Here is an 8,168-nt window from a genome sequence, read left to right as displayed (position 1 = left end):
TGCAAGTACAATAGATAGAAATCTTTTATTTATTTTGAGGAGCAGATGTCTATGGAAGAAAAGAATTTAAATAGAGGCCTCCAATCAAGACACATTACCATGATAGCAATTGGTGGTGCGATTGGAACTGGCCTATTCGTCGCTACGGGGGGCGTTATTGCACAAGCTGGACCAGGTGGTGCAATACTCGCATACTTATTAATTGGTGTCATGTTGTACTTTTTAATGTCATCAATTGGTGAAATGGCAACTTTTTATCCCGTATCTGGTTCGTTTAGTAGTTACTCCACGCGATTTGTAGACCCTTCGCTAGGATTTACGATGGGCTGGTTGTATTGGACGATATGGTCACTTGTTACAAGTATCGATATCATTGTTGCATCCAACGTAATAGGATATTGGGATGCCTTCCATTTCTTCTCTCCCCTTGTTTGGAGCATTATTTTCTTATTGATCATTTTCTTACTCAACGTATTTTCAGTTAAAGCGTTTGGTGAGGCAGAATTTTGGCTATCACTTATCAAAGTTATTACAATTATCGTTTTTATTATCTTAGGTATTTTGATGATTTTTGGTATTTTAGGTGGCAAATATTATGGCTTTGAAAATTACACAGTTGGTGAAGCACCATTCGTCGGTGGTCTTTCAGGATTCCTAAGTGTTTTACTAATCGCCGGATTCTCTGTCGGTGGTACTGAAGTCGTTGCTGTTGCTGCTGGTGAATCAGATGACCCTAGAAAATCTATGCCACGCGCAATTAAGCAAGTATTCTGGCGTATTTTACTTTTCTATGTGCTATCTATTGCAGTCATTTCTGGTATTTTAGCGTATACAGATCCTACATTATTAAATGAAGATAGCTCAATTACACAAAGTCCTTTCACAATCGTATTCGATAAAGTAGGTATTGCGTTTGCCGCTTCAGTGATTAACGCTGTCATCTTAACAACATTACTTTCAGCAGCAAACTCAGGTATTTTCACAACAAGTCGTATGTTGTTCTCATTGAGTGAAAATGGACAAGCACCAAAGTTTCTAGGCACGATTAATCGCCAAACAAAGTTACCACTCAACGCCTTATTAACAACATTTGTCTTTATCACTTCTGTTACAGTGTATGCAAACTATAATTCAGAGAGCGTTATCAGCTTGCTTAATATTATTGGTGCGTTGATTACATTCGTTTGGGCATCAAGTGTATTAGCACAAGTTCGATTAAGACGCGCAATCAAAGTACAGAACAAAGACATCAATCAATTGCTGCCATATAAAGCACCGTTTTTCCCATTCGGTCCGATTTTAGTTTTTGCAACCATTTTCTTCTTGATTTTCGGTAGTTCAGCAGAAGCGATTATTCACTTAGATTTACCTAAATTGGCACAAAACTTCTTACCAATTATTGTACTGTTTATGATTTATTTAATTCATAAACTCGTTCATAAAACAAAAGTCGTTCCTTTAGAAGAAATTGATTTGAGCGAACACGAATCATATCGTAAGTAATCATTTAGGAGATGGACATTAATCGAAGCATTCAATGTAAGTTCGAGTATTCATGTAGAAGGCAGTAGCTGACTGGCGTGAAAATACGCTTTTACAAGCTTTTTTCACGCCTACTCAGCCTTTCCGGGGTGGGACAACGGAATCTTTTTTGATAAATGAGATTCCTGTCCCACTCCCTCTTTTTTTCTATTTTATCGGCTATATAAATACGGTATAATTAAAGAAACAACATATAAAGGTGGTTTTAATATGGTGGGACAAACAAACCTTTTTGATGATGTGCTCAAAACTGAAGAACGCTTCGTTATTGTTGTACAATCTTTAGAGGAAAAGCACGGGCAACTACTTAAGCGTACATTACGTGAATATAGTAGTTTGACGCATGACCAAATGGAAAATCTATATCAACATTTAAAAGAACTTTATTTGGACGTACCGTTTGAAGAGAATCAATCTGCTTTTGCCATTACCATTTATACAAACCAAGAATATGCTGCCGACTATATTTATGCACATATTAAGCGTCATCGTGGCCAAAAAGAATGGACGCATACAGCTAAATAGCTCAAATACAAACAAAACAGTGAGGCTGGTAATTAAACCAACTTCACTGTTTTAATTTTAGGCTTCTATTTCGAGTAATCGTTCTAAGATAAACGGAATACCATCTTCATCATGACTTTTCGTTACGAAATCAGCTTTCTCTTTAACAATCTCTAGTGCATTCCCCATAGCAACACCTGTACCTACTGTTTCAATCATATCAAGATCATTGGCGCTATCACCAAAGGCAATCATATTCTCTACAGATAAGTGACGTTGCTCTGCTAAACGACGGATCGCCGCCCCTTTTGACACGCCTTTACTCATAAATTCCAAGAAAAATGGCTTACTAATTGTGACAGCTAATTCATCAGTAAATTGCATTGCCTCTGTCGCAAACATATGTGCAATTTTATCTTCGTCATCGACTGCCATTGCTTTCGGTACATCCGTTTTAACAAAGGCTTTAATATCTTCCACTTGAATCATTGGCATACCCGTCAATTGTGATTCAACGTTCATGTATTTATGTGACCCTTCACAAACAATCTGTCCTTCATAATATGTTAATACCATCATGTCATGTTGACGACAAAAATCAACAATACGATCAAAGTCTGCTTTCGTCACACTTTGTTTGGCGATCACTGCTTGATTTGCCACATCAATCGTTTGACCCCCATTATAGCTCATAATATAACTGCCATAGCGATCAAGTTCGAGTTCTTTCGCAACAGCCAACATGCCTTCTGTTGGACGCCCTGACGCTAATGTTAACTTATATCCGAGCTGTTGCACTTTCAATAAATAATCTTTTGTTGCTTGTGACACCCTATTTTCTGAAGTTAATAGTGTATCATCCATATCAAATATGATTAAGTCTGGTTTCATAGTATCTGTCTCCTTTTCACTCTATATCTTACAACAGCATACAACTTTATGATAGCGTCAGTAGTATACGACATAATTCTGTCAAAGTAGTTCATATTACAAGTTTAAACATAAACAAAGCAGTTTCACTCACATTGAAACTTGTGAGCAAAACTGCTTCAATTGTTAGTATTTATGAATAGATTGGCTTACAACGCCTTCAGTATTGACTGTTACAAGTTCTGAATGACAATTCTCAAAAGATTGGCGAAGTGCGCGCACTAACGGACCACTCTGTTCTTTCTTTACCATTGTCATAATAGTAGAGCCCGCGCCAGACATTACCGTTGCATATGCACCATACTCATGTGCCTTTTGCTTAACCGCGGCAAAGTCTTGAATTAAATGTTGACGATACGGTTCATGCAAACCATCCTGTTCCATCATTTTACCCGCCAACTCATAATTGTGTTGAATCAACGCACTAATCATCGTGTTACTAATCGCACTGTATTTAACTGCATCTTTATGATTCAAGGTTTCAGGTAATACAGCACGTGACTTTTTCGTTTCCAATTCATACTCAGGTATTGTAAGGATAAAATCAACATTCGGCACATCAATATGTGCAACATCTGTAATATTTGTTTCTGCGTTATGATAACCAACAACAAGCCCGCCGTATATCGTAGGTGCAACATTATCGGGATGTCCTTCTATTTCAGTCGCTAACTGTAACAACTCATACTTTGACAATTCAATATCTCCAAAATAATTGGCAATATACAATGCCGCTACGAGTGCCGATGCTGATGACCCTAACCCGCGTGCCAATGGAATGTCACTATACATTTTAATTTCCAATGCAGGTAACTGAACATTAAATTTTTCTGCAACATATTGCGCAGTTTTATAAATATAGTTCGTCTTGTCATCAGGTAATCCATTAAGATGTGGCCCCTCATGATGAAATTTCCACTGCTGTGCACGAATAGGTTGCGCATCAATATATAAAAACTTATTGAGCGCCATGCCAATCGAGTCAAAACCACAGCCAAGATTAGCAGTTGATGCTGGTACTTTTAGGCTTAACTTGTTTTTTATCATTTTAATGCATCCTTAATATATTGTATGATTTGGTCTTTATCATTTGGCAATGCTTGAATTGGATTTTCTAACAGTCCAATCGCTGTGTCTGGGTCTTTAAGACCATTACCAGTTAACACTGCCACTACTTTTTGACCTTTCTCGAGTTTACCTTGTCGATGTAGCTTAATCAAACCAGCAATTGATGCATTACTTGCCGGCTCACTGAAAATACCTTCTTTAGACGTCATCAATTGATAAGCTTCCAAGATTTCATCATCTGTTACAGCATCGATTAAACCATTAGACGTCTCAATGGCATCCACAGCCTTATCCCAACTTGCAGGGTTACCGATACGAATCGCTGTTGCAATCGTCTCTGGATTTTTCACAACTTTATTTTGGACGATAGGTGATGCACCTTCTGCTTGGAAACCAAACATTTTTGGCAAACCACTTTCAGACTGTTCGTTGTACTCTTTAAAACCTTTCCAGTACGCTGTAATATTCCCTGCGTTACCAACTGGAATGGCTAAAACATCTGGTGCTGCACCATCGAATTGTTCAACAATCTCGAATGCTGCTGTTTTTTGTCCTTCAATACGGAATGGATTCACAGAGTTAACAAGCTCGATTTCTCCGTCTTGAGCAATCTCTTTAACGATTTCTAATGCTTCATCAAAGTTTCCTTCAATAGATACAATTTGCGCACCGTACATTACAGCTTGCGATAACTTTCCTAATGCAATCTTACCTTCTGGAATCACGACAATCGCTTTCAACCCAGCTCTTGCTGCATACGCCGCCGCTGATGCTGATGTGTTCCCTGTTGATGCACAAATCACAATTTTACGCCCTTGCTCTTTCGCCTTTGTCACTGCCATCACCATACCACGGTCTTTAAACGAGCCCGTTGGATTGGCACCTTCATATTTGACATGCAATTCAATACCCAACATTTCAGACATCGTCGGACAATAAATTAACGGTGTGTGTCCTTCATTTAACGACACATTCGGCGTATTTTCATTTACTGGTAAAAATTGTTCATATTCTTTTACAAGCCCTTGCCATAACTTCATTTCTAATCAGACTCCTTCAACCGGATAAATTTTTTGTACTTCATAACCATCTAATGCCTCAATTGCTGCTGTTGGTTGCTCATCGACACCAATCACAACGACTGCATATTGACGGTCTTCAATTTGTGTAAGTTGTAATGTTTTATGAAACGGTAAATTACCTTTAATATCTGTCTCTATTTGTTTATCAGAAACATCTGGACATGTCACCACAAAGTAATAACTCTCTTTTTCTTTAATTGATTCCGGTTCCGTCGTGTCCATCATTTCTTTTGTTTTTTCAGTCGCCAACTCAAAATGCGGTGGTAATGTATGCAAATTAGATTCAAATTGTAAGGATACGTTCAATAAGTCACTCACAACTGCTGAACCTGTTGCCAAGCTACCTGCACCTTTACCGTAGAACATTGTTTCGCCTACAGCATCTCCAATCACATAAATTGCATTGTACTCATTTTCGACTGCTGCTAATTGGTGACTATGCGCAATTAACGTTGGCTTAACAGACGCTTCAACTTGTCCGTTCGTATACGTACCTTTACCAATCAACTTAATCTTATAGCCGAGTGTTCTCGCCGCATCAATATCGCCTGTCGTCACTCGACTAATTCCTTCAGTTGTCACATCTGTAAGCTTAATCACTTGGTTGAATGATAAATAAGATGTAATGACAACCTTACGTGCCGCATCAATACCTTCCACGTCATCAGTTGGATCTGCCTCTGCAAAGCCTAAATCCTGTGCTTCTTGTAATGCCGCTTCGTATGGCGCACCTTCTTCAGTCATTTTCGTTAAAATAAAGTTAGATGTTCCGTTAAAGATCCCCATAAACTTACTAATATTGTTCGCATTCAAACCATTGTTGATTGCATTGACAATTGGAATCCCACCTGCCACACTCGCTTCATACTTGAGTGCAACACCATTCTCTTGCGCAAGATCTTCTAGCACGCGTAAATGCACTGCTAATAAATCCTTATTCGCTGTAATTACATGTTTTTTCTGAGACAATGCTGCTTTTAACCAATCCACAGTTGGTTCAATACCACCCATTACCTCAATGACGATATCCACATCATCATCATTCAAAATATCATTTACATCTTCGGTCAAATGATACTGTGAAATGTTAAGTGGGCGTTTTTTTGATTTATCACGAACTAAGATATGTTTAATCTGAATGTCTTTTTGAATGGTTTCTTTAATCTGTTGATGGTTTTCTTCGATGATTTTAACCACGCCAGAACCTACAGTCCCTAGTCCTAATAATGCAACATTGAGTTGTTTCATGTAATATCCCTCCGATTGTTTCGCACAAATTATTAACTACATATTGAAATATGAATAAATATAGTTTAGTATAAGTTCATTCACAAAGTTTGTAAAGTTCTAAAAATTTCAAAAACACATCTCTATCATAACATTTTTCAGTTTAAAACTGAATAGGAAATCCAATATGAATGAAAGGTTGTATGTATTATGAAAGTATCAAAATTTGGTGGTAGCTCAGTTGCTACAGCAGCACAGATTAAAAAAGTTTTAAATATTGTAAACAGTGACGAGGACAGACGCATTATCATCGTATCTGCACCTGGTAAGCGTCACGCTGAGGATACCAAAGCAACCGACCTTTTAATCAGATTATATGAAAAAGTCATTAATGGTTTGGATTACCAATCAAAGAAACAAGAAATTCTAGAACGTTTCAGCGATATTATCGATGAACTCGAACTCAAAACTGATCTCTTACAACAAATCGATTCGACACTCGAACAACATATTAAAACACTCGCAGACCAACCCGCACGTTTATTAGATGCGTTAAAATCTTCAGGAGAAAACTTCAATGCGCAAATCATTGCCGCATATAACAATGAACAAGGTGTGCCAACAATTTATTTATCTCCTAAAGATGCGGGTATTATTGTGACAGATGAGCCTGAAAACGCGCAGATTCTGCCATCAAGTTACGATAAAATCAAAGAAATTCGCAATATTCCTGAAAAAATTATTATTCCCGGGTTTTTCGGATATTCAGAAACAAACCATATCGTAACATTCCCTAGAGGTGGGTCTGATATTACAGGTGCTATTGTTGCACGCGGTGTTCAAGCAGATCTTTATGAAAACTTTACGGATGTCTCTGGTATTTTCCGAGCAAATCCTACAGTCATCCATTCTCCTGAAATCATTAGCGAGATTACTTATCGAGAAATGCGAGAATTATCCTATGCAGGGTTTGGCGTCTTTCACGATGAAGCGTTACAACCTTTATATCGCTATCGCATTCCAGTCGTCATTAAAAATACCAATCGCCCAGACGACCCCGGTACGTATATCGTGCATGATAGAGAAATTAATCGCCGCAGAGTTGTAACTGGTATTAGTTGTGACAAAGGCTTTACTAGTATTAACATCAAAAAATATTTAATGAACAGACAAGTCGGTTTCTCAGTAAAAATATTAAATATACTTGCAGAAAACAATATCTCGTTTGACCATATGCCATCTGGTATCGATAATATCAGTATTATTATGCGTACCTCTCAACTCGCCGGCAAAGAGGAAAAAGTATTGAATGCGATTCGTTCACAGTGTGAAATTGACGAACTGAACGTCGAACATGATTTAGCCATTTTAATGGTTGTTGGTGAAGGTATGAGTGCTATGGTCGGTACTGCTAATAAAATTACAACAGCACTTGCCGATGCGAACATCAACTTGAAAATGATTAACCAAGGTTCTTCTGAGATTTCGATGATGTTTGGTATTTCGAATAAAGATGCCGAAGAAGCGGTTAAGGCTTGTTATCAAAATTGTTATCAATAATTAATAAAGCACGAGCAACTTTTTGAGCTGTTCGTGCTTTGTTTATATTTTGGATGAGCACTCCACCTTTTATACGTTTCTACTTATTTTTACAACATTTGATTTTCATTCACAAAATTAACGCATAATAGATTATATATTTTTCCACTCTAAAATTCATTCTGTTACTATACTTCTTCAAATATTGCATTTCTCTTTAAAACTGACGTTATCCACCAATAATTTTAGCCTCATTTATATTCATAATCATTATTC

Annotated in this window: 7 protein-coding genes; 3 read left to right on the top strand and 4 right to left on the bottom strand. The window is 37.5% G+C overall.

All coding sequences use genetic code 11. From position 1 onward, the window contains the following. The first annotated feature begins 51 nt into the window (after positions 1–51). Together CD122_RS10035 and CD122_RS10030 are read left to right on the top strand one after the other, a co-directional pair. Complete coding sequence (locus tag CD122_RS10035; RefSeq protein WP_103358841.1) at positions 52–1,503, top strand: amino acid permease; 1,452 nt, start codon at positions 52–54, stop codon at positions 1,501–1,503. Positions 1,504–1,752: 249 nt separating this feature from the next. Continuing rightward, a complete protein-coding gene (locus CD122_RS10030) occupies positions 1,753–2,067 on the top strand; it encodes a hypothetical protein (protein ID WP_103358840.1) in 315 nt (104 codons plus the stop codon). A gap of 57 nt (positions 2,068–2,124) precedes the next feature. Here the strand turns inward: CD122_RS10030 and CD122_RS10025 are convergent, their stop codons facing one another. The 4 genes from CD122_RS10025 to CD122_RS10010 form a co-directional block, all read right to left on the bottom strand. Next, complete coding sequence (locus CD122_RS10025; RefSeq protein ID WP_103358839.1) at positions 2,125–2,937, bottom strand: Cof-type HAD-IIB family hydrolase; 813 nt, start codon at positions 2,935–2,937, stop codon at positions 2,125–2,127. Positions 2,938–3,102: 165 nt separating this feature from the next. Further along, entirely contained in the window at positions 3,103–4,020 is a 918-nt protein-coding gene (gene thrB / locus CD122_RS10020) for a homoserine kinase (RefSeq protein ID WP_206167760.1), read from the bottom strand. Further along, positions 4,020–5,084, bottom strand: a complete 1,065-nt coding sequence (gene thrC / locus CD122_RS10015) for a threonine synthase (RefSeq protein WP_103358837.1) — start codon at positions 5,082–5,084, stop codon at positions 4,020–4,022. The genes thrB and thrC overlap by 1 nt, the downstream gene beginning before the upstream one ends. Before the next feature lie 6 nt (positions 5,085–5,090). After that, positions 5,091–6,374, bottom strand: a complete 1,284-nt coding sequence (locus tag CD122_RS10010) for a homoserine dehydrogenase (RefSeq protein WP_103358836.1) — start codon at positions 6,372–6,374, stop codon at positions 5,091–5,093. A gap of 189 nt (positions 6,375–6,563) precedes the next feature. On the opposite strand from CD122_RS10010, the gene CD122_RS10005 reads away from it, so the two are divergent. After that, positions 6,564–7,913 (top strand): aspartate kinase, encoded by a 1,350-nt coding sequence (locus CD122_RS10005; protein WP_103358835.1) that lies wholly within the window; start codon positions 6,564–6,566, stop codon positions 7,911–7,913. Positions 7,914–8,168 lie beyond the last annotated feature (255 nt).

It is taken from the genome of Staphylococcus rostri, from assembly GCF_002902145.1.
In the GTDB taxonomy this organism is placed as follows: Bacteria; Bacillota; Bacilli; order Staphylococcales; family Staphylococcaceae; genus Staphylococcus; species Staphylococcus rostri.
This window is presented reverse-complemented; position numbering and strand designations above follow the sequence as displayed.

Coding starts and splice junctions, on each gene's coding strand:
- CD122_RS10035 (WP_103358841.1), top strand. CDS start 52: ATGGAAGAAAAGAATTTAAATAGAGGCCTCCAATCAAGACACATTACC.
- CD122_RS10030 (WP_103358840.1), top strand. CDS start 1,753: ATGGTGGGACAAACAAACCTTTTTGATGATGTGCTCAAAACTGAAGAA.
- CD122_RS10025 (WP_103358839.1), bottom strand. CDS start 2,937: ATGAAACCAGACTTAATCATATTTGATATGGATGATACACTATTAACT.
- thrC (WP_103358837.1), bottom strand. CDS start 5,084: ATGAAGTTATGGCAAGGGCTTGTAAAAGAATATGAACAATTTTTACCA.
- CD122_RS10010 (WP_103358836.1), bottom strand. CDS start 6,374: ATGAAACAACTCAATGTTGCATTATTAGGACTAGGGACTGTAGGTTCT.
- CD122_RS10005 (WP_103358835.1), top strand. CDS start 6,564: ATGAAAGTATCAAAATTTGGTGGTAGCTCAGTTGCTACAGCAGCACAG.